The sequence below is a fragment of the Polyangium fumosum genome (genome assembly GCF_005144585.1).
Classification (GTDB): Bacteria; Myxococcota_A; Polyangia; order Polyangiales; family Polyangiaceae; genus Polyangium; species Polyangium fumosum.
Genome location: NZ_SSMQ01000035.1, coordinates 102689 through 124279, shown reverse-complemented (window position 1 = coordinate 124279; position 21591 = coordinate 102689). Strand labels below are relative to the sequence as shown.

Genomic DNA, 21591 nt, shown 5'->3' with positions numbered 1-21591 from the left:
ACGACGAGGTAGTTCAGGCCGACCTGGCGCGCGAGGAGCACGTGCTCGCGGGTCTGCGGCATGACGCTGTCGAGCGCGCTGACCACGAGGATCGCGCCGTCCATCTGCGCGGCGCCCGTAATCATGTTCTTGATGTAGTCGGCGTGGCCGGGGCAGTCGACGTGCGCGTAGTGGCGCTTCGGCGACTCGTACTCCACGTGCGCCGCCGCGATCGTCACCGTCTTCGTCTCGTCACGGACGGTGCCGCCCTTGGCGATGTCGGCGTACTTGATCTCTTTCGCAAGCTTCTGCTTGGACTGGACCTTGACGATGGCCGCCGTGAGCGTGGTCTTGCCGTGATCGATGTGACCGATCGTGCCGACGTTCACGTGGGGCTTCGTTCGACTGAATTTCTCCTTGGCCATTGCCTAACCTCGCTGCTTGGCGACGATCTCTTCCTGGATCGCGACCGGGACTGGTGCGTAATTCGAAATCTGCATCGTGTGCGTCGCGCGGCCCTGCGTCTTCGAACGCACGTCCGTCGCGTAGCCGAACATCGAGGCGAGCGGAACCTCTGCGCGCACGACGCGCGCATTTCCCCGCTGCCCCATGTCGAGAATCCGCCCGCGACGGCTGTTCAGGTCGCCGATGACGTCGCCGAGGTATTGCTCCGGGCAAACCACCTCGACCGACATGACCGGCTCCAGGAGCACGAGGCCCGCGCGCTTGGCCGCCTCCTGGAACGCAATCGAGCCAGCCACCTCGAAGGCGGGGCCCGACGAGTCGACCTCGTGGTAGCTGCCGAAGTGCAGCCGCACCTCGACGTCCACCACCGGATAACCAGCGAGCACCCCGCGCCCGAGCGCGTCTCGAATCCCCTTCTCCGCGGAGGGGATGAACTCCTTGGGGATGATGCCGCCAGTGATGTCGTTGACGAAGACGAACCCAGCGCCGCGGGGCGCAGGGCCGAGATCGATCACGACGTGACCATATTGACCGTGCCCGCCGGTCTGCCGGACGAACCGGCCCTCGACGTCGGTGACCTTGCGCGACACCGTCTCGCGATAGGCGACCTCGGGCTTGCCGACGTTGGCGTCGACCTTGAACTCGCGCTTCAGGCGGTCGACGATGATCTCGAGGTGCAGCTCGCCCATGCCGGCGATGATCGTCTGCCCGGTCTCCTCGTTCGTGAACGTCCGGAAAGACGGGTCCTCGAACATGAGCTTCTGGAGCGACACGCCGAGCTTGTCGAGATCCGCCTTGGTCTTCGGCTCGATCGCGATGGAGATGACCGGGTCCGGGAACTCCATCCGTTCAAGGACGACCGGGTGCTTCTCTTCGCAGAGCGTGTCTCCCGTCCGCGTGTCGCGGAGACCCACCGCCGCGTAGATGTTGCCGGCGTAGCAGGTCTTGACCTCTTCACGCTTGTTCGCGTGCATGCGCAGGATGCGCCCGAAACGCTCGCGCTTGCCGCGCGTCGAGTTGAGGACGCTCGAGCCGCTCTCGACCGTGCCCGAGTAGACCCGGAAGTACGTGAGGTGGCCGAAGGGATCGTTCATCACCTTGAACGCGAGCGCGGCGAACGGCTCGTTGTCCGCCGCCTTGCGCGTCACCACCTTGTCCTTCTTGTCCGGATCCGTGCCCTGCACCGGCGGAATGTCGACCGGCGAAGGCAGGAGCTGGATGATCGCGTCGAGCAAGAGCTGGATGCCCTTGTTCTTGAACGCCGAGCCGCAGAGCACCGGCACGAGCTTGAAGTTCAGCGTGCCCGCGCGGATCGCCGCGTAGATCTCTTCCTCGGTGACCGAGGCGGAATCTCCGCCGACGAACTTCTCCATCACGGCGTCGCTCGCATCCGCGCACGCCTCGATGAGGCGCTCCCGGAGCTCCCGGCACTTCGCCTCGAGATCCGCAGGGATGGCTTCCCACCTGTACTCGGCGCCCTTCGTCTCGTCGTCGAAGACCGCCGCGCGCATGCGGACGATGTCGATGACGCCGCGGAACTTGTCCTCCGCGCCGAGCGGGTAGTGCACTGCCACCGCGTTCGTGCCGAGCCGGTCCTTCATCGAGTCGACGCACATGTCGAAGTCCGCGCCGATCTTGTCCATCTTGTTGATGAACGCGATCCGCGGGACCCGGTACTTGTCCGCCTGACGCCAGACCGTCTCGCTCTGCGGCTCGACGCCGTTGCCACCGTCGAACACCGCGACCGCGCCGTCGAGCACGCGCAAGCTGCGCTCGACCTCGATCGTGAAGTCCACGTGGCCGGGCGTGTCGATGATGTTGATGCGGTGCCGGATCCCGGCGTCCGGGCCTTCCTTCGGCTCCCAGAAGCAGTTTGTCGCCGCAGCCGTGATCGTGATCCCGCGCTCCTGCTCCTGGACCATCCAGTCCATGGTCGCAGCGCCCTCGTGGACCTCGCCCAGCTTGTAGTTGACGCCCGTGTAATAGAGGATGCGCTCGGTCACCGTGGTCTTGCCCGCATCGATGTGGGCCATGATCCCGATGTTTCTCGTGCGCTCCAGGCTGTATTCGCGGGCCACTGCTTCCTCCTGCGGTCGGTTTGTCTTTGCTGATGTCGGGCGTCAGTCTCGTTTGCGTCGCTGTCGTCGCCGTTCGTCGCTTCGAACCCCGAACGCACGACACCCTCTCCAGCCCTGCCCGCCTCCGTTTGGCGTGCTTCGAGAACCTGGAGAGGGTGTCGGGGTACGTTCGTTGGCGGCGCGCTTCGCGCCGCCATGTTCGAGCACGTAACCCGATCCTTATGTCGCCTTCGCCATCTCGCTCGACGTGTCTCCTGCCGTGTCCGACCGCTCTAGGTCCGAACGATCACCAGCGGTAGTGCGCGAAGGCCTTGTTCGCCTCCGCCATCTTGTGCGTGTCGTCCTTCTTCTTCACGGCGTTGCCGCGGTTCTGCGCCGCGTCGATGAGCTCCGCCGCGAGGCGCTCGCGCATCGTCTTCTCGCCGCGCGAACGCGAGTACGTCACGAGCCAGCGCATCGCCAGCGCCACGCGACGCTCCGGCCGAACCTCGACCGGGACCTGATAGGTCGCGCCGCCAACGCGCCGGCTCTTCACCTCGAGCTTCGGCTTGACGTTGTCGAGCGCCTTCCGGAAGACCTCGATGGGCTCCTCCTTGAAGCGGTCGCGGATGACGTCGAACGCTCCGTAGAGGATGCTCTCCGCCGTCGCCTTCTTCCCGCTCAACATGAGCGAGTTGGTGAACTTGGCGACGAGCTTGTCCTTGAACTTCGGATCCGGAATGATTCTGCGCTTCGGAACTTCACGTCGACGAGGCATGGTGCTTCCTTCTGGCGGACTGTGATCGGGGGAGAGCGAGCTCGGCTCAGCTCTTCGGACGCTTCACGCCGTACTTCGAGCGCTTGCGGTTGCGGGTCGCCTTGTTGGTCGAGCTCGGCCCCGCGGCGCCCGAGGCGTCGAGCGTGCCGCGCACGACGTGGTAACGAACGCCCGGCAGATCCTTCACGCGACCCCCGCGAATGAGCACGACCGAGTGCTCCTGCAGGTTGTGCCCCTCGCCCGGGATGTAGCTCGTGACCTCCATCTGGTTGGTGAGGCGCACGCGACACACCTTGCGGAGGGCCGAGTTCGGCTTCTTCGGCGTCGTGGTGTACACGCGGACGCACACGCCACGCCGCTGCGGGCAGGACTTGAGCGCCGGAGAGGCCGTCTTGTAACGAGCGGCTTCGCGGCCGTTTCGGATGAGCTGGCTGATGGTCGGCATGGTGGTTCGTCTACCCGGAATCGGGGGACGCGGAGGATACTCGGCGAAGGGGCCATGTCAAGCCGTCCGAGAACGGACTTTCCACCCCGGTTGCTTTTCCTGCCCTGGATCCGAGGTTTTGCCTGATCGAACCCGCTTCGGTTAGCGTCGGATCGTGAGCAAAAAGCTTTCCCGTGCCCAGCGCAAGGAGCACCGAGCGCGCGCCGCGCGTTCCCCGTCGGTCTCCACATCCGTCTCCAAGCCGACCCCGACGGCCAGCCCGGCGCAGGCCTCGCCGGCCGCCCCCAGCGAGACGAAATCCAACGAGGCCACGCGCGCCTCGAGCGTAGCCGCGCCCGCTGCGACGCGCCAGGCCCCGAAGGCCACCACGAAAAACACCTCGGACACCGTCGCGAGCGAGAGTGCTGCGCCCGCGTCGAAAACGTCGGAGAGCAAGGCCGCGAAGAAGTCTGCGAAGGCGACCTCACGCGCCGCAGAAGCGACGCCGACGACGGAGAAAGAGGAGAGCACGAGCCAGGCGATCGAGCCCGCGAAGAGGAAGGGCCCGAAGAAGGAGCACGCAGTGCTCGTGCTGCTCGGCCTCGTGGCGATCGCATTCGTGTTCGTCTACCTCGGGCAAGGAGGTTCGTCCCCAACGGTTGCGCCGGACAAACCTGCCACGAACACGCAGGAAAAGAAGCCCGCACCGAAGCCGGAGGCGCAGCCTGAGACGAGGCCCGCGTCGCTGCCGTTGCCTCCGATCCAGGCCGCGCCGACGGAAGCACCGACGCCCACGAGCGACGCCCCCACGAAGGCGAGCGCCACGGTGACTGCGGAAGAGCCGCCCGCGGCGAAGGAAGCGCCCGCGGCGAAGGAAGCGCCCGCGGCGAAGGAGACGGCCTCGAAGCCCGCCGCGAGCCCGACGGGGACCCCCGCGGACAAGCCGAAAGCTGCGACGAAGACCGGCGCGAGCAAGCCCGCAGCACCGAAGGCGCCGAGCCGTCCCGCCGAGGATGCCTACGAGTGATCGCTCCCTCGACGCGGGAGCACGCTTGACGCGCCACGTGCATCTCGTTTTTCGTTATCGTAAAAGCGAGCGCAGCCTGCGGGACCTCGATTCCCCTCGCACAGAGCCCCTGCCGAAAGGACAGTCCTCGATGCCCACGTTGCCGGATCCGGAGCTTCTTCGCGCGACGCCCGCCGCTCGCCGAGCGCGCGCTTCCCTCGCGTGTGTCGCCGCCTCCGCGCTGGGCCTCTCCTTGCTCGCGATGGGCCCCGCGGCGCACGCCCAGGCGCCGCAAGCGCCGCCTCCGCCGAGCACGGCACAGGCGCCCGCAGAGCAGCCCGCCGCGCCTCCGCTCGCCGCACCTCCGCCCGCGCCGGGCGTCACTCCCGGCGCGCCGCCCCCGACCGGTACGGGCGCGGCAGCGCCTCCGCCCGCGCCGCCGCCGCCCGCAGGATACGGCTATCCGCCCGGGTACGGCCCGCCTCCGCCCGGGTACGGCCCGCCCCCGCAAGGCGGCGAGTACGGCCCGCCTCCGCCCGGATACGGTCCGCCGCAGCAAGGATACCCGTACGGATATCCGTACTACGGCCCCTACTACGGCGAGCCGCAGCCGGCGCCTCCGCGCTACGAGCGCAAGAGCACGCCGATGATGGTCGGCGGCATCCTGGCAACGACCGCGGGCATCGTCGGTGTCCTCGCCGGCTCGGCGATCGCGAGCACGGCGGTGAGCCAGATCCCGATCTACTGCGAGTCACAGTTCGGCCCCACGATCTGCGAGACGCGCTCCGACGAGACGCAGCAAGCCGTGGGCTACGGCATCCTGATCACGGGTGTCGTGGCGCTCGGCGTGGGCGTGCCGCTGTGGGTGATCGGTAGCAAGCGCGTGCCCGTGAAGAGCGACGAGACCACACCCGACGCGCCCTCCACGACCCCACCGGCCGCGCCGCAGACGAGCTTGCGCCTCCTCGTGAGCCCCACGTCGGCGGGGCTTCGCGTCACGTTCTGATCACGTCGCGCCCGCGACGTCAGATGCAGCTACCACTCCCATCACACTTGCTGAGCGCGCCGCCCGCATTCGTGCACGAGGCGCCCTCCGGAGCAGGGCCCGTCGACGCCGTGCCGCCCGAGCACACGGGGATCGTGCAGTCATTCGGCGTCAGATCGATCGGCACGTCCGCGTCGTCGGGCTGATCCAGCGTGCCTCCCATGCCGTCGCACACGGTGCTGTGGCAATCGCCGGGCACCTGCGTCTCCAGGACGACATCCGTGCCGGGCAAGGGCATCTGCGTCACGCACACGCCCGCCGCACATGAGCTCGGCTTGCACGTGGAGGAGCCGCCGCACGCGGTGCCGTCGAGCTGCGGCGTGTGGACGATCGCGCCGGTTTCGCCGCACGACTCGACGTCGCACTCGTTGGCGTCGGGCGGGGGCACGTCGCTCGGCGCGGGCGCCGGGACGACGAGGCCGTTCATGTCGCAAACGGCTTGCAGGCAGTCACCGAGATCCTTGTTCGAGACCGACTTGCCCACGTCGAACCCAAGGCCACACGCGTTCGTCATCGTGTTACACACGGCCACGTGGCAGAGGCCGCCCTGCGGACACTGCGCCGCCTCGGTGCAACCGATGCACAGGCCGCCCGAGCACATCAACACGCTGCTCGCGCCGCACGACGCGCCGTCCATCGCAGGATCCGGTGCGTGGCTCGGCATGCCTGCCGCGCACGTGTCGAGGGTGCAGGGGTTGTAGTCCTCAGGTTTGTCCGTGTCGTCGACGACCTCCTCGATCGTGCCGTCGGCCTTGCATTGCTTGCGCTTGCAGTCACCGGGGACGAGGCCGTCGAGGACGAGTTTGCCCTCGGGCGCCTGGGTCTCGACGCAGGCGCCGGCGACACACGCGGCGATCTTGCAAGGATCACTCGCGCCGCACTGCGCGTCGCTCGTGCACACGGGCTCCGATCCGCCGCCCGACGCCGACGCGGAGCTACCGTCCCCTCCGCCTCCGCACGCAGCCGCAAACACGAGACCAGCAACACCGAGCCCGAAGAGGCGATCGAAGCGAAGCATGGAGCGATCGTCTCCGCGTGCAGCGATCGCTGTCAACTCGTGCCGCTCAAGGAGCCGTTTGCGCGAGGCAGGAGAGGAGATACGGGCCGCACGAGGTCTCGACGCAAGCGTCACACGCCTCCACGTCCACCTCGGTGCCACCGCACACCGGCGTGAGCGAGCAGCTCGGAGAACAGACGCTCGTCGCCTCGCACCGGCACTGTTCGAGCACGGCGTGGACGTCGACCGAGCTCGGACACACCGGGACGTCGGCAGGCTTCGCCACACGCGCGCTCGCGAGATGGGCGCATGGGATGCAGGACTCGGCGACCACCGCGCCACCCGTGCCGCCGCCGCCCTCACCAGCGCAGCCCTTCGCGGTCGGGTTCGTGTCGCAGAGCGTGGCCCAGTCGGTCGCGTGGAAGAGATCACTGCCGCAGGCGATCGACGCGAGCGCGAAGCACGACGGCAACAAAGACGCGAGACGGGGCCAGCTCGAACGAACGCGCATCGGGAAGATGAGCATCCGTGATCCAGGGGCGGATCGACAAGCCCAAGATGCGGTCGTCACGCATCGAACGCGTCGCGCAAGCACTCGCCTCGGAGCTCGGCGAGGAACGGCGTCCGCTCGCACGTCGCCTCGATCCACCGCGCCTCGCTCTCGCCGATCCAGTCGCGCCCCGCGAGCCTGCAAAGCCGATCCACGCGGCTCGCGTGCGCGCGCACCCGCGCCGCCGCATACGCCGCCATCTCGCCGCGCCGGATCATGAAGCCCCAGTCGCTCGCTTCGAGCAACACGAGCTCGCGGATCGCCTGATCGAGCGCGCGCCCTGCGAGCCCGTCCGCGCCGCGCCGCGTCCGCACGAGCCCCTGCACGGTGTTCTCGGCATGGCGCACGTGCCGCACGAGGTGCGCCGGCGACATGCCCTCCGTGCGGCCGGGATCGAGCGCGCGCCCGAGCCACGCCTCGCCAAAACCGCCCTCGCCCCACGACGAAGCCGAAGGCTCGGCCACCGTGAGCGAAGGCTCGGCCGCGAGGTAGGCGCCGAGCGTCACGGGTGCGATCTCGCCTGCGCGCTCTGCGTGATGCAACGCTCGCAGCGCGTGTTCGAGGAAGATCGGGCCTTCGAACCACCAGTGGCCGAAGAGCTCGGCGTCGTACGGCGCCACCACGACGGGCCGCGGGCCACGTCCTTGTGCTGCACGTAGCGCGGCGGCCCGCTCGGCCACGAAATGCGAGGCATCCGCGCGCGCGCGCGCCTCAGCCGCGGCCGGATCCCACAGCGCCTTGTGGGGCCCCGGGCCCGTGATGCGGTGGTACTTGAGCCCCGTCATGAGGCGCGTGCCGTCGGGGCCGCTCTCCCCTGCGAGCGCGGCTTCCGGCAGATCGAAGCCGATGTCGCGGTAGAAATCGCGATAGTCCGGGTGCCCCGGATACCCGGCCTCACGGGACCACACTTCCCGCGAGGCCCGCGGATCACGGCCGAAAAACGCGACGCCCGCGGAGGAGAGGATCGGCGCGAGCACGCCCCGCGGAGGCCGCGGCAACGCGAGATCGAGGCCGTGAGCGTCGAGCACCGAGTACCCCACGCCCGCCGCCGCGAGCTCCGGCAAGAGCGAAGGATCGTAGCCACACTCGGGGAGCCACAACCCACGCGGCCTTCGCCCCACGAGGGCCTCGAACGCGCGCAGGCCGAGTTTTACCTGCGCACGCGCGCTCGAACGCGTGAGCGCGGGTAGATACGCGTGCGTCACGCTCGTCGTCAGGAGCTCGATCGAGCCGCGATCTTCATGGCCCGCGAGCGCGCCGAGCATGTCGCCGGAGATCCGCTCCCACACCGCGCGCGTGGCCTCGATCCGCGACCGATAAAACGCCACGATCGGACGCATCGCCGCGTCACCGCTCGTCCGTCGCTCTTCCTGCGCCGCGAGTTTGTCGAGCCTGTCGAGGTGCAGAACGAAGCGCTTTCGAAGCAGCGGATCGGCGAGCATCGCCGCGAGCGTCGGGGACACCGACACCGAGATCCGCGCCGCGATCCCGTCCGCTTCAAGCCGCGCGAGCACGTCGAGCAGCGGCAGGTACGACTCCCACAATGCCTCGTGCAGCCATCGCTCTTCGAGCGGGCGGGCGTGCTCCGGATGGCGCACCCAGGGCAGGTGCGCGTGCAGGACGATCGCGACGTATCCCAGCATCGGCCGCAGAATAGAGCGGGCGCCCTCAGGCGCGGAGGAGCTCCTGCCCGAGATCCAGGCCGACACGCGTCGCCTCCGCCGCCGAGGGCCACGCGACGCGCCGCTCGCCCGTTCGCAACCGCGTCCCGTCCACCTCGGCGATCATCGCCCGAATCCAGAGCCCTTCGTCCGTGCGCACCGCGTGCGCCGCCACGGGTGTCCGACAATCGGCGCCGAGCGCGACCATCACCCCGCGCTCGGCGGCCACGCGCACGCTCGTCTCGGGATCGTCGAGCGGCGCGAGCGCGCGCCGCGTCTCCTCGTCGGCCTCGCGGCACTCGATCCCGAGCGCGCCTTGCCCGATCGCGGGCAGCATCACGGTGGGATCGAGGATCTCGGTCGCTCGTCGTTCGAGCCCGAGACGCTTGAGCCCCGCGAGCGCGAGCACGATCGCGTCCACCTGCCCCTCTTCGAGCTTGCGCAGCCGCGTGTCCACGTTCCCGCGCAGCGGCAAGATCCCGAGATCGGGCCGCGCCACGCCGATCGCCGCGGCGCGCCGGAGGCTCGACGTCCCCACGCGCGCGCCCGCGGGCAGCTCCGCGAGCGTCGCGCCCGTCCGCGTGATGAACACGTCGCGCGGATCCTCGCGCCGCGGGACACACGTGATCACGAGCCCGTCGGGGATCACGGCAGGCACGTCCTTGTACGAGTGCACCGCGAAGTGAGCGCGGCCGTCGAGGAGCGCCTCTTCGAGCTCCTTCACGAAGAGCCCTTTGCCGCCGACTTCCTGGAGCGGACGATCGGTGATCTTGTCGCCCGACGTGACGACCTCGAGCTCGCCGACCTCGAGACCGGGCGAGGCTTCGACGAGGGCGCGCGCGAAGGCGCGAGACTGGGCGAGCGCGAGGGCCGAACGTCGGGTGGCGAGTGTCAGGCGAGTCATCCGAGATCCTTTGCGCCCGCGACCTCGCGCGGGGAGGCCGAGGCCGAGGTCGAAGCGAGCGTCGCCGCGGCAGGCGTACCCGCAGACGAAGCCTGCACCGTCGCGCGCGGGATGGTCGAAGACGGGCTCTGTGCCTTGCCGTTCGTGCCCGGAGTCGGCAGCGTGATCGCTCCGTCGATCGCGCTGCCGTCGCTGCCCCCCAAGGTGATCGCATCCAGGGCGATCGCCGACAGGTCGAAGAGATCGTGCACGGCCTCGACGTACCCCTCGGCGCGCGCATCGCCCGCGAGCTCCTTGAGGCGCGTCACCGGCGCGTGGAGCAGCTTGTTCGTCGCGGCGTCGACCATCACGAGCAGCGCTTCCTTCTCCGCGGCGCCGAGGTGCTTGAGGCGCCCGGCAAAACTCCGTTCGAGCTCGGCGAGTAGCACAGCGCGCGTCCGGTTGAAGAGCCCCACGATCGTCGGCGTGAGCTCTCGTTCGAGCGTCCAGTGCTCGAACGCGCGCGCCTCCTCCTCGACGATCGCCTCGGCGCGCGCCGCCTCCGCCGCCCGACCTTCGAGCGACTGCGCCACGATCTGCGAGAGATCGTCGACGTCGTAAAGGTACACGCCGTCGAGGTCGTTCACGGCGGGCTCCACATCACGCGGCACGGCGATGTCGATCAAGAACAGGCTCTTGCCGCGCCGCACCTTCCGCACGCGCTTGACGAGATCCACCGTGATCACGGGCGTCGGGCTCGACGTCGAGCCGATCGCGATGTCGACCTCGCCGAGCGTCCGTTCGAGCTCCTGCATCCCACGCGGCTCGCCGGACACCTCGTACGCAAGCACCTTCGCGCGCGCCGGGCTCCGGTTCAGCACGATGATCTTCGCGCCCGCCTTCGCGAGGAGCTTCGCCGCGGCCTCGGCCATCTCGCCCGCGCCCACGAGCGCGGCCTTACGCCCCGTAAGATCGCCGAAGATCTCCTGCGCGAGATCCACGGCCACGCTCGAGACCGACACTTGCCCTTCGCCGATCGCCGTCTCGCTCCGCGCGCGTTTGCCCACGCGAACCGCCCGCAGCATCGCCTTGCCGAGCGTCCGCCCGAGCGCCTTGCCTTCCCGCGCGAGCTCGATCGCGTCCTTGAGTTGTCCGAGGATCTGCGGCTCGCCCACGACGAGCGAGTCGAGCGACGAGGCCACGCGGAACAGGTGCCGCACCGCGTCGCCGCCCTCCTTGCGCCCGAGGTGCATCGTGACCGCATCCCCGCCGATCGCCGCGAGCGCGCCGATCGTCGCGCGGCTCGTCGCTTCGAGCGAACCTCCACGCGGCGGAGCGGCATACACCTCGACGCGGTTGCATGTGGAGAGCACCACGGCTTCCCCGATCGACCGATCCGCGAGGAGCCGCGTGTAGAGCGCGGGGAGCGCGTCGCGCTGCACGGCGAGCCGCTCGCGCACCGCGATCGGCGCTGTCTTGTGGGAGAGGCCAACGACGACGATCACGCCCGCCCTAGCCTCCGAGCCTCGGCGAGCCGAGCTCGACCACGGGCCGCACGAGGTAGATCACGAGCACCGCGGCCACGCAGCAGAACCCCGCGATCGTCCCGTACGCCGCCCGCCTGCCACGCCACCCCGCCGCCGCGCGCAGGAGCAGCACAGCCGCGATCACGAGCCACGTCGTGTACCCCAGCACGGCCCGCAGGATCTCCTCGAAGGAGCCGGTCTCCAGGCCCTTCGCCCAGATCGTGCCCGTCAGCACGCCAAGCGTGAGCAGCGGGAAGCCTGCGACGAGGAAGCGGTGCACGGCCTGATCGAGGACCTCGAGCGGCGGCAGGTTGCCGATCCGCAGGCGGTCCGTGCGCTTCCTTTTCAGGCGCTTTTCCTGGACGAGGTAGAGCATCGCCGCGCCGCCCGCGAGCAGGAACAGCGCCGTCCCTGCGAGGTTCGCGAGCACGTGCAGCGCGAGGAAGACGGGGCTCAGCGAGTGCGCCGGCCCCGGCTGCCCGAGGAAATACGTGCCGAGCACGAAGACGAGCCCGAGCGGCGCGAGCAAGACGCCGATCGCGTCGATGCGGACCCAGCGCCGCGCCGGCAGGTACACCGCGATCGCCAGGATGGACGCCATGGAGAGCGAGAAATGCACCGAGTTGACCGGGCACACGCGCGCGACGAGGCTCGCGAACGTCACGTACGCGAGGTGAAACGCCGCGGCCACGCCGAGGCTCGTCGCAGCAAACGAGGTGCGCCGCGGCGGCGGCACGGAGCCGATCGATGCGGAGATCCGCGTCTCCTTGCGGGCGATGTCGAGGAAAAAGAGGGCGCTCGCGGCTCCGTAGAGCAACACGGCCACGAAGAAGGTCCCCGTGGAGAGAGCGCGCGTCATGGCGGGAGAAGGTAGCGCGTCTTGGGTGCGGCGGCAGGCCGATGCGCGCGGGGACCTATCGAATCGTCAGAGCTTCGTCGCGAGGAAGGCCGCGAGCAGATCCTCGTCGGTCGTCAGGTTCCGGGTCTGCGATGGAGGCCCGACGCGCTGGTGATCGGCGAACGTCCCGATCGGCGCGCCCACGAACCCCGGCACGACGTCGTACGCGTTGTCTCCGAGGATCATCGAGGTCTCCAGGATCTCGGCGCCGAGCTCGGCGAGGAAGGCCTTCGACTTCACCTTGCCGAGCAGCTCGTGGCTGTCGGGCGAGCCGCTGACCTCGCTCATGACACGAATCGCCTCGATGATGCGGTATTTTCGCCCCTCGCTCTTGATCGTCAGCTCGTCGTTCCTGAGGTCGACTCTGTCCTCGACCAGCCACTCGTCGAGCGCGACCTGCGGGAAAAATACGCGATTCTTCATGGACGGCGCGCAGTCTACATGGTTCGGCCCTGCCGCAAAGTCAAAGCCGTTCCGAACAGCCCAGGTTCAGGCCGACGCCGCGGGCGGGGGCTGGTTCGAGTCACCGGCGAGCAGACTCGCGCGGAGCCGCCGGGGCAGGTGCCACAAGGACTCCAGGATCCCCATCGTCACGTAACAGCCGAGCAGCCACACCAGCACGAACGCCGGCTGCATCTTCAGGGACACGGCCACGGACGAACCCACCATGAACGCGGCGAGCAGGGCCGTCCCCGCGTTGAGCTTCACGTCCTTGAAGGAGCGAAACCGGATCGTCGACACCATCAGCGTCGACAAACCGATCGTCACGCCGAGCATCAGCACGGTGTACTCGGCGCGCCCGAGCATCCCGCCGGCCGCGTGGCTCGCCACGACGAGCGAGACGAGGATGCCCGCGGCGCCCGGGATCGGCAGGCCCACGATGTACTTCGACGGCTTCGAGGGTTTGCCGTCGTCGCCGGTCGAGAGCACGTTAAACCGCGCGAGCCGGATCGCCCCGCACGCCGTGAACAGGAACGACGCCACGAGCCCGAGCGTGCCGAGCCGGTGCAGCGTCCACTGGTAGAGCAGGAGCGACGGCGCCACGCCGAACGACACCACGTCCGCGAGCGAGTCGATCTGAAGACCAAACGCGCTCTGCGTCTTCGTCGCGCGCGCGACGCGGCCGTCGAGCGTGTCGAAGAACATCGCGAAGACGATGAGCAACGCGGCGCGGTAGAAGTCCGCCTCGCCTTGCGCCGTCGCCGAGGTCCGGATGCTGTCGAAGCCGCAGAAGATGCTCGTCAGCGTGATCAGGTTCGGCAGCAAGAAGAGCGTCTTCTTGAGCTCGAATTTCCGCAGCCGGATGCCCTTCCCCATCGTCCTTCTCCTCCAGCGCATGAGGACGTCGAGCGTAACGACGCAACGCGTGAAGACGCAAGCAAAGCCCAAGGATCGGACGCAGATCGTCCGATCCTTGGAAGCGCGTTACGCACCCCGCGCTCGCGCGTGGATGGAAGTGGATACGGCGCTTCGCACCCGGACGACACGAAGGTCGATCGCTTGACGAAGAGCTGCGCCGCCGGATCGTCCGTGGGCGAACCGATCCGTTTGACCAGCAACGAAATGCCGACCTACGACGAGCGCTTCTTCTTGCGCGCCTTCGCGGGCGCGCTCTTCCGCTTGGCGGCCTTCTTCGGCGGAGGCACCGCAGCCGCGGGCTCCTTCGCGGACTCGAGCGGCGCCATGTCCTTGAGGATGTCCTTGAGCAGCTTGCGGATCGTCCCACGCCCAAGGTAACGCGTCAGGTCGACGAGCTTCTGGCGATCGCCCTGCTCGGGGAACGTGAGGAGATCGAGCACGTCGACCTCCAGCCGCTCCGCGAGGACCCTCAGCGTGTGGATCGTGGGCCTCGCGAGCCCTCGCTCCAGGTTCGACAGATGCCCCTTCGATCCGAGCTCGCTCTCGAAGGCGAGCTTCTCCATCGTGAGGCCCTGCTCCTCGCGGAGCTGCCTGATGCGGATTCCAACCTGGAGGGCGAACGGATCGGGCTCGCGTCGTCGCGGCATGTGGGCACGGTACCCAAAGTCGTGCACGGACTGGTTTTCCTAGACAAACTTCCGCAGAGGCCCCGAAAGCCGCCCCGTACGTGACGATCCGCCCGCCCTTTTCCGCGCCTTTTGACGGCGAAGGCGCGCCCGAGGACCGGCCTCGCGCATCGATTGGGAAAGCGCGAACGAGCCGGAGGACCGTGAGGCTTCCGGCCAGACAGGGATCGGACACGACGCGAAGTCGGTGGTTTCGGACGGACCGGTTCAGGCTCTTCCCGAGGAGGGCTCGGGTCCGGATCGCGGCGATCGAGGAGGGGGACGGATGCTGTCGGTCGATGTGGCGCACGGGGTCGATGCAGGGATGTTCGTCCGGGATTATCACCCGTCCGCGCGAGGCACCCCGCTCGTGTACCTGCACGGGCTCGCAGGACACGGGCTCGTGTTCGAGGCGGTCGCGCTGCACGCGCGGCTCGCCGCGCACCGGCACGTCGTGCCCGATCTGCCGGGGCACGGGCGCAGCGTCCCAGCCCCGCGGCCCGCGCCGCTCACGGCGTTCGCCGATCACTTCGCGCGGTGGCTCGCAGGCCGCTTCGGCGAGCGCGTGGCCCTCGTCGGGCACGGCCTCGGCGGGACGCTCGCCGCGCTCATCGCCGAGCGCCACCCAGGCCTCGTCCGCGCCCTCGTGGACATCGACGGCCCGAAGACCGTGGACGACTGCACGAGCCTCCGCCCCGCCGCGGAGCTGACCCTCACCGATCTCGGAGGCCCGGGCATCAACGCGCTGCGCGACGCGGTGAGGCGTGCAGCGCGTGGAGCGACGACGGCCGAAGACCCGGGCCGCGTCCCCTGCGACGCGCGCTTGCTTCACGCCTGGGGCCGCGAGCTCGTGTCGCTCGCCGAAGAAGGCTCGCTCGCGTGGAAGCTCGCCCGTTTGTCCGTGCCCGCGCTCTTCGTCACGGGCAGCCGCGGCGGGATCTCGCCGCGCTCGCTCTCGCGCCTCGCCGACGCGCGCGTCGTCGTCGCGGAGATGCCCAACGCGGGCCCCTCGCCCTTCCTGGAACGACCGCACGAGTTCGCCGCGATCCTCAGCGACTTCCTGCGCTTCCGATCGTGACGACGCGGCTCACGCCCGGACGAGCACGACCTCACGCCCGGCCGGCGTCTTCTCCTTCGCGGCGCCGAGCCGCTGCGAGACGGGCGAGACGCCCTTGCGCCGGTCGAACACCACGAGCCAGCCGTTCTCGATCCCGAGCCGCGCGAGCGCCTCGTCGACCTGCGAGAGCCCCTCGGGGATCGGATCCGGATCGCGGTCGCGACGCACCTTCACGACGAGCGCGACCGCGGCTCCGCCCTGCCGAATGCACACATCCATGCGACCGCGTCCGATGGCGTAGACCCGCTCGATGAGGCCGCCGCTCTTCACGACGCGATTCAAGAACGCCGTGAGCACGAGCGGCGAGAGCTCGCCATAGGGCGCGCTGGAGAAGAGCGCGTCGCCGTGCCGCCGCCAGAAGTCGAGGAACGCTTCGAGCAGCCGGTCCGTGTCGAGTCGTCCATCGGGGCCGACCCACGCCGGCTGTCCGACCGGGAACACCGATCGCACGGCGCCCGGCAAGAGCCTCGCGACGAGCGCGTGGAAGATCGGGTTCGCCAGCGCGATCGTCCCGTCGGGCATGCGCCGGACGAGACCGAGATCGATGCCGCCCCGCAGGTCCTCGGCCGGCGGCTCGCGTTGCGACTCGGCGAGGATCTGCTCGAGCGCCGCCCGAAGCTTTCCGTCGCGCATGCGATCGCTGATCTCGTCGAGCAGGCCGCCGCGGCGATCGAGGAGGAGATCCTTCGCTCGCTCGATGTCCACCGCCGTCAGCGGGCCCTTGCGACCATCGGCGCCGTCAACGATCCGCTGCGCGAGCGCGTTCACGAGAAACGGATGTCCCTGGGTGAGCTCGTGGGCGCGCTCGACGGCGCCGGGCAAGAGCTCGAGCCCGGTCCGCTCTTCCAGCCCTTGGAGGAGCGTCGCCACCTCGCTGCGCGAAAAACCCTGAAGCGTGAGCACTTCGGCGTCGAGGCCGGTCGAGCTCGCGGGTGCGCGGGAGCTCGGAGGCGCCTGGCCTGCCTCGAGCTCGCGGGGCTCGCGCACCGAGGCGAAGCCGATCGACCAGGGGAAGGCGCGCGGACGGCGTAGCTTGCCGGCGCGGATCTGCCGGACGAGCGAGCTCCGCACATCACGTGACAAGGAGTCGAGGCCGTCGAGCAGGATGACGAGCGGCCGCGGCGCCTCCTGGGCGAACGCCGAGAGCGCTGCACCGATGCGATTTCCCTGGGGCGCGTCGGGCCATCGCGGGACCGAGACGTCGGCGGGCAGGTAGGCGGCGAGGTCGTACCGCCACGAGTCGAGCATCGCGAGCTCGGCCGCGTCGATGCTCGTCAGCGCGGCGCCGGGCTCCAGCGAGAGCACCGCAGCGACGTACTTGCCCTCCCGGTTCAGCGCGGCGGCGAGGTCGAGCAGCGCGGTCGTTTTGCCGGTCTGCCTGGAAGCGTGAAGGATGAAATAACTGCCCTGCTCGATGATTTCCCGGACGCCGGGGACACGGGACAGCGCGGGGACCGTGTGGTGGCGCGCCGGATCGTTCGGGCCAGCCGTGTTGAAGCGGCGGGACATGCGCAGAGGATCCCAGGGCGAGCATGGGGCGTCAAGCGAACCCAGGTCGAGCGCGTGTCGTGCACCTCGCATACGCGCGGGATGGGTTCGCGTGTCGTCGCGCACCGTGGTACGCATGAACGTCGAGCCCGGCCCGAGGCCCAGGTGCTCCCGGCATGGCGCTCCGGTGACCACACGCGCCTCCTGTGTTCGACGTCTCCTCCCTGTGCTGGACCTCCCTTGACGAGGTCGGCGAACGTCTCCTCCCCTGGCTCGACCTCCCGGGTTGCGCAGGCCTCCGCGCCGCGCGTCTCCTCTCGTTCCTCGCGCCGCGGTCGCTCGCCCCCGCGTTGATGCGAATCGCGACCGATCCCGCGCGTCCCTGCGGGCATCGCATCTACGCGCTCCGCGCCCTCGCGCGGGCCTCGGTCGGTTTGCCCGACGAAACCCTCTCGCGCTTGCTCGACGAGGTCTTCGCGGACGAACCCGAGACGCCGCTCGCGTGCGGCGCTGACTACGTCACGACGCCGTCACTCATCGAGCTCCTCCCCTTTGCGAAGAGCGGCCCACGCAGGGCGGACCTGCGCGCGCGCCTCGAACGGGCGAGCCCCGAGGCGCGGCGCGGGTGGCTCAGGTCGATGAGCTTCCTCGTGGACAAACCTTGCGAGGAGCTCGAAGCCTGGCTCGTCGCGCGCTGGCGCGAAGACGTCGCGCGGCGGTCCCCCGACGAGGACGACGCCGCCCTCGCGTTTTCCTTGGCCGACACGCACCCGGACGCGCTCGACGTGCTCGCGGCGTACCGGCGCACAGGTCCCCGGGACGCCGAGCTTTTCGAGGACATTCGCCGCTTGCCGGATCTCGCTGATCTCCTCGGCGACGAAATCCGCGCCGAAGCGGCCGCGGCCCTCGTCCTTCCGCGACGGGAGCTGTTGCGATTCTCGAGCGCCGCGGAGATCCGCAAGGCTGCGCGAAAAGCCGTCCTCGACCATAACTTCACCCTCCGCTGCCCCATCGAAAAACCGCGGGTCCATCACCGCTATCGTGGAGCCCTCGCTTTCCTGGAGGAGGACGAAGAGGGCCCCGCGCTCGCGGCCGATCTGCTCGCCCACGCGCGCCTCCACGAAACGATACGCGCCGACCTCGGCCTCGTCCTTCATCGACGAAAGAGGCGCATCTCGGTCGCGTATCTCGAACGGCGCGGCTCCGCCCCTGAAAACCTCGACCTCGCCCGCGTGCTCCTCCGCGATATCGCGAAAAACCCCGACACGCGCGACAGGTCCGCGCTCCTCGCCGCGCTCCATTTCCCGGATCCCGAGGCCCGCTTCCTCGCCCTCGACGTGCTCGACGCCGTCGCCGAGGACGGCCCCACCCTTCAAACCGCGCTCGAAAGCCTCGCCGAGGATCCCGATCCCTTCGTTCGCCTCCGCGTGATCGGCGCACGCGCGCGCCGCGGCCACGCCTCGCAGGTACAAGCCCTCGCCGAAGCCGCGCAATCCTCCGCCGACGTAAAACTGCGCGCCGAAGCGCTCCAGCTCCTCGGAAGAATCGACGAGGCCCGGGAGCATGGTGCCCTTTTCGAGCGAGCGCTCCTCGAAGATCACGCCGGGGAAGAGCTCGACCACACGCCGGCCGCCGAGCAAGCCGCCATCGCCCTCGGCTGCGTCTTCGGCCCGGATGCCGCGACGGCGCTCCTTCGCGGCCACCTGCTCGCCCCGAACGACGCCGCGCGGGGCGCCGTCGAGGCTGCGCTCTCCGTGGCGCTCGCCGAAATGGAAGGCGCGCCCCTGACGGCCTCCGTGCGACGCCAGGAAATCACCATCCGCGGCGGCGAACGGTGCACCTCCTGGTCGCCCTTCCCTTCACTGTGAGGATGACGGCGCCGCGTCCCGCTTCCGGCACGGCCCCATTTGCTTGAGCACCTCGAGCGGCAGCGCCACGTCCACCGTGAATCGCCCGTCCCGCGGCTTGATCGTCGCGTAATCGAGCAGCTCCCGCAGCCGATCGTCGCCCTGGTCCTCGGCGCCCGCACGGGCCAGGCTCAGGGCCGCGCCCATCGATTTCGCCAGGTCCGTCACGTCGTCCATGTTCGAACCATTCACGTCCGCCACGATGGCCACATCCTCCGACGTATCCACGTGCAGATCCACGCGATCGATCGCGGCCCGGATCCGCGCCGCGATCTCGCCCTGCTCCTCCGGCAACATGTCCGCGAGCTCCTCGGGCGAGAGCACCCCGTAAATGTCGCCGTAGGCCGACCAATCCGGGATCGGCGGCGCCTGCGGCGGCGACTTCGATTCGAGCCGCGCGATCGCCGCTTCGATCTCCTTCACGTCCACCCCGGCGAGGACGAGCTCGTCCCCCCACGTCGCGAACACCGAGCGGCCCTCCGTGTCCTCCCAGATCGCGCCCTTTTCACCGAACGTGCGCTTCGGCCAGCCGGACTTGTCGAACCGCCCCGCGCCCTGCGCGACCGACAAGACCGCCACCTTGCTCGACGACATCGCGATTCGTTCGACGTCCTGCAAGAGGTCGATCCCGAAACGCTCCTTGAAATCGTCCCGCCCTCGCCCGCGGCGCTTGTTCTCGGCTTGCTCCTCCAGCATGCAATCGAGCCAGATCTGCCCGATCGGCGACTCCTTCAGCGCCGCGACCTCGAACACCACCGAGCTCTTTCCCTTCTCGACCGGCAGCGCCACGAGCAGCGGGTCTCGTTTTCGCTGGATGCCCTCGTCCTCCCCCGGACGCGGGGCCGCCGGCGGCAAGGTCCTTCGTTTCCGGTTGCGCTCTTCCTCCCAGTCCCTCGGGTGCCGCGGGAACTCGGCCTTGAGCACACGCTCCGGCTTTTTGGGTTTGTCCCCCCGCGACATCAAGAACGCCGAGAGCCCGAGGAGGGCGGCGAACGCGACGAGCCAGGCCACCCGTCTCATCAGAAATCCTTCCGTTCGAAGAGGTGAATGCCGAGCGAGAGCGCCGCGAGGCCAAAGACCACGAGCCCCAAGAGCATGCTCGTCAGCGCGGCGGGGTCCACGGGCTCGGAGCCCGCGATCTCCCCGGCCGAACGCGCGAGCGACGAGACCCGCGGCAGGAACAGGGTCAGCCCTCGAAATATCGTGCGCGAGATCCCCGAATCGAAAAACTCCGCAATCCGCTCCCGCTCCCCGGCCACGATCCCGAGCAGCACGAGCGCGCCCCCGGACGCCGCCGAGAGCGCCGCGCTCCGGGCCGCGATCGCCACCGTCAGCATCGCGCCGTAAATCGCGGAAAACGTCACGCTGGCGAGCAACGCCGAGACGATGAGCCGCCCCGAAAACACGCCCGTCTTCACCCCGAAGATCAAGACGAGCCCGCCCGCGCCATACAGCGCCCCGAGCAACGCGAGCGCGAGCACGCCGAGGAACGTGCCCACGACGAGCTCGAAGCGCCGCACCGGGAGCGATAGAAGGTGCTCGATCCGCCCCGGCGCGAGCAAGCTCGGGCCGAAATCGGCGCACGCGACCACGCCGAACAGGAGGCCGCCGTAAAAGATGAGGTACGACGACGCCACGAACGCCGGCCGGAGCGCCACGTCCGCCGCGCGGATCTGCGTGTTCATGGATTTGCCGAAGAGCCGCGTCGCCGCGAGCGCCCCGTCCACGACGTCCATCCGCAAGGACAAACCCATCACCACGAGCATCAGGGTGATCCCCAGGCCGAGCGCGAGGAACCAGCGCCGCGACGCCGCCTCACGCAGGAGATCCCTGGCCACGACAAACGATTTCACGCGTGTCCCTGCTCCCGTCCCTGGCCGAGCGCCTCCGCCAGCACGTCCTCGAGATCCCGCACGTCGTGCGTGAGCCCCACGAGCCGCGCCCCCGTGCGCCGGGCTTGATCCAAGAGATCGTTCAATGCCGTAGGATCCGGCGCATCCACGACGAACGCGCCCTCGCCGTCCCCCGCCCGAAAGCCGAGCGCCGCGAGCGCCGCGCTATCGAAGGGAGGGGCCAACCGCACGCGATACCGCGTCTCGCTCCCGCAAAGCGTCTCGATCGGCCCTTCCCGGAGGAGCCGCCCGCCCGAGAGAATGCCGATCCGATCGCAGACGCGCTCCGTCTCCGAGAGGAGATGCGAATTCAGAAACAACGTCGCGCCCCGCGCCCGCTCCTCCGCGAGGATCCGCCGGATCTCGGCCCGGCCGAGCGGATCGACGCCGTCCGTCGGCTCGTCGAGCACGAGGAGCATCGGCCCGCCGAGCAGCGCCGCCGCGAGCCCGAGCCGCTGCCGCATTCCCTTGGAAAACCCCCCGATGCGCCGCCCCTCTTCCCCCGACAAACCCACCCGCCCGATCTGCCGCCGCACCTCGTCGTCGGCCCGCGGGAGCCCTTTCAGCCGCGCCACGCTCGCCAAGAATTGCACGGGCGTGAACGCGTGCGGCAAAAAGAGGCGCTCGGGCAGATATCCGACCTGCGCGCGCGCCGTCGGATCCTCTGGATCCTTGCCGAGAACCCGCACGACGCCCGCGCTCGGCCGCACGACGCCGAGCAGCGACTTGATGAACGTGGTCTTTCCCGCGCCATTGAGCCCGATCAGCCCAAACGCCGCGCCCTCGTCCACCGAGAGATCGAGCCCCGCGAGCGCCTCCCGTCCCGCGCCCCGTGGCCATCCCCCGCCGTACGTCTTGCGCAGCCCCCGGGCCTCGATGGCCAGCATGGCGAGA

General features: G+C 69.4%; 21 protein-coding genes. 4 read left to right on the top strand and 17 right to left on the bottom strand.

The features are described 5' to 3' along the window. The 4 genes from E8A74_RS29350 to rpsL form a co-directional block, all read right to left on the bottom strand. Positions 1–404 (bottom strand): GTP-binding protein (locus tag E8A74_RS29350; protein WP_232379796.1); only part of this gene is annotated, 404 nt, incomplete at its 3' end. 3 nt (positions 405–407) lie between these two features. Further along, the gene (fusA, locus tag E8A74_RS29345) at positions 408–2522 is read right to left on the bottom strand and encodes an elongation factor G (protein WP_136932398.1); all 2115 of its coding nucleotides are present in this window, start codon (positions 2520–2522) and stop codon (positions 408–410) included. 286 nt (positions 2523–2808) lie between these two features. Next, positions 2809–3279 carry a 30S ribosomal protein S7 gene (rpsG, locus tag E8A74_RS29340; protein ID WP_136932397.1) on the bottom strand — a complete coding sequence of 157 codons (471 nt, stop codon included), beginning with the start codon at positions 3277–3279 and terminating at the stop codon, positions 2809–2811. Between the two features lie 46 nt (positions 3280–3325). Then, positions 3326–3724: a 30S ribosomal protein S12 gene (gene rpsL / locus E8A74_RS29335; RefSeq protein ID WP_136932396.1), complete on the bottom strand. Its 399-nt coding sequence runs from the start codon at positions 3722–3724 to the stop codon at positions 3326–3328. Positions 3725–3878: 154 nt separating this feature from the next. Between rpsL and E8A74_RS29330 the strand changes: the two genes are divergently transcribed. Further along, a complete protein-coding gene (locus tag E8A74_RS29330; protein WP_136932395.1) occupies positions 3879–4730 on the top strand; it encodes a hypothetical protein in 852 nt (283 codons plus the stop codon). 130 nt (positions 4731–4860) lie between these two features. Then, positions 4861–5715, top strand: coding sequence for a hypothetical protein (locus E8A74_RS52840; protein WP_170229464.1), 855 nt, complete (start codon positions 4861–4863; stop codon positions 5713–5715). 19 nt (positions 5716–5734) lie between these two features. On the opposite strand, the gene E8A74_RS29315 is transcribed toward E8A74_RS52840, so the two are convergent. From E8A74_RS29315 to E8A74_RS29275, 9 genes are all read right to left on the bottom strand, one after another. Further along, entirely contained in the window at positions 5735–6772 is a 1038-nt protein-coding gene (locus E8A74_RS29315; protein ID WP_136932392.1) for a hypothetical protein, read from the bottom strand. A gap of 46 nt (positions 6773–6818) precedes the next feature. After that, positions 6819–7277, bottom strand: a complete 459-nt coding sequence (locus E8A74_RS29310; protein ID WP_136932391.1) for a hypothetical protein — start codon at positions 7275–7277, stop codon at positions 6819–6821. A gap of 41 nt (positions 7278–7318) precedes the next feature. Further along, positions 7319–8944, bottom strand: coding sequence for a glycoside hydrolase family 57 protein (locus E8A74_RS29305; protein ID WP_136932390.1), 1626 nt, complete (start codon positions 8942–8944; stop codon positions 7319–7321). Positions 8945–8969: 25 nt separating this feature from the next. Then, positions 8970–9866: a hydroxymethylbilane synthase gene (gene hemC, locus E8A74_RS29300; protein WP_136932389.1), complete on the bottom strand. Its 897-nt coding sequence runs from the start codon at positions 9864–9866 to the stop codon at positions 8970–8972. Then, positions 9863–11350, bottom strand: coding sequence for a glutamyl-tRNA reductase (hemA, locus tag E8A74_RS29295; RefSeq protein ID WP_232379795.1), 1488 nt, complete (start codon positions 11348–11350; stop codon positions 9863–9865). The genes hemC and hemA overlap by 4 nt, the downstream gene beginning before the upstream one ends. A gap of 7 nt (positions 11351–11357) precedes the next feature. After that, positions 11358–12230 carry a cytochrome C assembly family protein gene (locus E8A74_RS29290; RefSeq protein ID WP_136932388.1) on the bottom strand — a complete coding sequence of 291 codons (873 nt, stop codon included), beginning with the start codon at positions 12228–12230 and terminating at the stop codon, positions 11358–11360. Positions 12231–12296: 66 nt separating this feature from the next. Then, positions 12297–12692 (bottom strand): hypothetical protein, encoded by a 396-nt coding sequence (locus E8A74_RS29285; protein ID WP_136932387.1) that lies wholly within the window; start codon positions 12690–12692, stop codon positions 12297–12299. 66 nt (positions 12693–12758) lie between these two features. Continuing rightward, positions 12759–13586 carry a CDP-diacylglycerol--serine O-phosphatidyltransferase gene (gene pssA / locus E8A74_RS29280; RefSeq protein WP_136932386.1) on the bottom strand — a complete coding sequence of 276 codons (828 nt, stop codon included), beginning with the start codon at positions 13584–13586 and terminating at the stop codon, positions 12759–12761. A 254-nt stretch (positions 13587–13840) separates the two neighbouring features. After that, the gene (locus E8A74_RS29275) at positions 13841–14275 is read right to left on the bottom strand and encodes a helix-turn-helix domain-containing protein (RefSeq protein ID WP_136932385.1); all 435 of its coding nucleotides are present in this window, start codon (positions 14273–14275) and stop codon (positions 13841–13843) included. Between the two features lie 304 nt (positions 14276–14579). Here E8A74_RS29275 and E8A74_RS29270 point away from each other — a divergent pair, with 304 nt between their 5' ends. Further along, positions 14580–15371, top strand: coding sequence for an alpha/beta fold hydrolase (locus tag E8A74_RS29270; RefSeq protein WP_136932384.1), 792 nt, complete (start codon positions 14580–14582; stop codon positions 15369–15371). Positions 15372–15380: 9 nt separating this feature from the next. Here E8A74_RS29270 and E8A74_RS29265 read toward each other — a convergent pair whose 3' ends face one another. Then, positions 15381–16919: an ATP-binding protein gene (locus tag E8A74_RS29265; protein ID WP_136932383.1), complete on the bottom strand. Its 1539-nt coding sequence runs from the start codon at positions 16917–16919 to the stop codon at positions 15381–15383. Positions 16920–17104: 185 nt separating this feature from the next. On the opposite strand from E8A74_RS29265, the gene E8A74_RS29260 reads away from it, so the two are divergent. Then, on the top strand, positions 17105–18766 hold the full coding sequence (locus E8A74_RS29260; protein WP_170229463.1) for a HEAT repeat domain-containing protein: 1662 nt from the start codon (positions 17105–17107) through the stop codon (positions 18764–18766). Here E8A74_RS29260 and E8A74_RS29255 read toward each other — a convergent pair. The 3 genes from E8A74_RS29255 to E8A74_RS29245 are packed head-to-tail and all read right to left on the bottom strand — an operon-like array spanning position 18758 to position 21584. Next, a complete protein-coding gene (locus E8A74_RS29255; RefSeq protein ID WP_136932381.1) occupies positions 18758–19825 on the bottom strand; it encodes a hypothetical protein in 1068 nt (355 codons plus the stop codon). The genes E8A74_RS29260 and E8A74_RS29255 overlap by 9 nt on opposite strands. Further along, complete coding sequence (locus tag E8A74_RS29250; protein WP_136932380.1) at positions 19825–20658, bottom strand: ABC transporter permease subunit; 834 nt, start codon at positions 20656–20658, stop codon at positions 19825–19827. Before E8A74_RS29250 ends, E8A74_RS29255 begins: the two co-directional genes overlap by 1 nt. Continuing rightward, positions 20655–21584, bottom strand: coding sequence for an ABC transporter ATP-binding protein (locus E8A74_RS29245; RefSeq protein WP_211365469.1), 930 nt, complete (start codon positions 21582–21584; stop codon positions 20655–20657). The genes E8A74_RS29250 and E8A74_RS29245 overlap by 4 nt, the downstream gene beginning before the upstream one ends. Between the last annotated feature and the right edge of the window lie 7 nt (positions 21585–21591).

Bases quoted from the DNA above. Each gene is read 5' to 3' on its own strand.
- E8A74_RS52840 (WP_170229464.1), top strand. From the start codon at position 4,861: ATGCCCACGTTGCCGGATCCGGAGCTTCTTCGCGCGACGCCCGCCGCT.
- E8A74_RS29245 (WP_211365469.1), bottom strand. From the start codon at position 21,584: ATGCTGGCCATCGAGGCCCGGGGGCTGCGCAAGACGTACGGCGGGGGA.
- E8A74_RS29270 (WP_136932384.1), top strand. From the start codon at position 14,580: ATGCTGTCGGTCGATGTGGCGCACGGGGTCGATGCAGGGATGTTCGTC.
- E8A74_RS29290 (WP_136932388.1), bottom strand. From the start codon at position 12,230: ATGACGCGCGCTCTCTCCACGGGGACCTTCTTCGTGGCCGTGTTGCTC.
- E8A74_RS29310 (WP_136932391.1), bottom strand. From the start codon at position 7,277: ATGCTCATCTTCCCGATGCGCGTTCGTTCGAGCTGGCCCCGTCTCGCG.
- E8A74_RS29305 (WP_136932390.1), bottom strand. From the start codon at position 8,944: ATGCTGGGATACGTCGCGATCGTCCTGCACGCGCACCTGCCCTGGGTG.
- E8A74_RS29265 (WP_136932383.1), bottom strand. From the start codon at position 16,919: ATGTCCCGCCGCTTCAACACGGCTGGCCCGAACGATCCGGCGCGCCAC.
- E8A74_RS29275 (WP_136932385.1), bottom strand. From the start codon at position 14,275: ATGCCGCGACGACGCGAGCCCGATCCGTTCGCCCTCCAGGTTGGAATC.
- pssA (WP_136932386.1), bottom strand. From the start codon at position 13,586: ATGGGGAAGGGCATCCGGCTGCGGAAATTCGAGCTCAAGAAGACGCTC.
- hemC (WP_136932389.1), bottom strand. From the start codon at position 9,866: ATGACTCGCCTGACACTCGCCACCCGACGTTCGGCCCTCGCGCTCGCC.
- E8A74_RS29285 (WP_136932387.1), bottom strand. From the start codon at position 12,692: ATGAAGAATCGCGTATTTTTCCCGCAGGTCGCGCTCGACGAGTGGCTG.
- E8A74_RS29255 (WP_136932381.1), bottom strand. From the start codon at position 19,825: ATGAGACGGGTGGCCTGGCTCGTCGCGTTCGCCGCCCTCCTCGGGCTC.
- rpsL (WP_136932396.1), bottom strand. From the start codon at position 3,724: ATGCCGACCATCAGCCAGCTCATCCGAAACGGCCGCGAAGCCGCTCGT.
- rpsG (WP_136932397.1), bottom strand. From the start codon at position 3,279: ATGCCTCGTCGACGTGAAGTTCCGAAGCGCAGAATCATTCCGGATCCG.
- E8A74_RS29315 (WP_136932392.1), bottom strand. From the start codon at position 6,772: ATGCTTCGCTTCGATCGCCTCTTCGGGCTCGGTGTTGCTGGTCTCGTG.